The sequence below is a fragment of the Micromonospora sp. NPDC005237 genome, assembly GCF_040607775.1.
Lineage (GTDB): Bacteria > Actinomycetota > Actinomycetes > Mycobacteriales > Micromonosporaceae > Micromonospora.
Map to the genome: position 1 here is coordinate 1 of NZ_JBEXHJ010000035.1, position 1159 is coordinate 1159.

A 1159-nucleotide genomic window follows, 5' to 3' on the forward strand; every position below is an offset into this window, starting at 1 on the left:
CACGTGGCGATACACGAAAGTTCAGCTCAGCACCGAACAGTGACACCTCCTATGCCGCACCGGATCATCGCGCATGATCTCCTACCCGCTCATCGACATGAGCGGACGCTGCCCTACCGCCTCCGAGGGACAACCCCGACGGCTTCGGGCACGCCGAAGAGGTCCGCAGCCTGAAGGGCCTGCTTAGGACGTTGCCCGTGGGATCGGTGTCTCGAATGACGAAACAGCGGCGCACTCCAGCAAGCTCACCCGCAACGCTCCACATCGATCTGCAGCACGCCTTTAGACGTGGCCTTAGGCGAACCGGGACGTCGGCCGGCGCCAGCCATCCCGGGAGCAGCAACGCCTGACCACTTCGACCTCTACTGGAAGGTCACGCCGCACCGCTCGACCTCATCACTACAGGTCAAAGCCCTCGTCTCCGTCCGGCGTCGATGAGCACTTCGGGCGCGGAGACCACTTCGCCAACCTGCACCCCAGCCTGCTCCCAGTTGCAAGGTCGGGCAACCGTCGGCTCCTTACCGCCTTGACCTGCACACACTCCCCTACCAGGCGACATAGAGCGTTGTCGAATGCATCACAGAACTGCGGAGCACTCCGCGGGAACCAGGACGCCACACCGACTCTGACCTGCGGCAACGTGGGGCCGCAGGCAGGGGTGGGTGCAGTTGAGGGCAGTTCGACGCCGTTGGACGCAGTTCGAGGCTGTTCACGGCGCTTCGCTGCTCCCAACCTGCTCCCCGCACCGGATCATCGACCGCCGACCGATGGTAAGCAGCCTGCCCTGTGCCTTGGCTGGCACCAGCGCTGGCTCCCTCAGCCGCATTGATAGGGGGCACGTTCACGATCGCCACGCATTACCAGCGGCAAATCCGGATGTCGGATCCTGACGGTGCCAGGCATCATCATCGCGTGGATGCCCTCCGAGTGATCGTCCTGGTCGATGACCTCCGTTCGTTCGTGGATGGCCGTAGTGCCGAGGTGGCCCGTACCAGTGCCGCCGGAGTTGACCTCCTCGAGCGGTACCGGGGCCAGCGTCTGGACGAGCTGTGGCTGGACCACGACCTAGGCCGTGTTTCGTAGGGCCTCGATATTGGGCGTGGCGGTGGTCGCTAATTGAAGAGGTCTCCGGTAGTTGGTTCAGCGACCAAGCTAGAAC

Annotated in this window: 1 pseudogene; it reads left to right on the top strand. The window is 63.8% G+C overall.

The annotated features are described in order from the left end of the window. Positions 1 to 912: 912 nt before the first annotated feature. Positions 913 to 1071, top strand: a pseudogene (locus tag ABZT87_RS31410) (cyclic-phosphate processing receiver domain-containing protein); the annotation flags it as partial. Between the last annotated feature and the right edge of the window lie 88 nt (positions 1072 to 1159).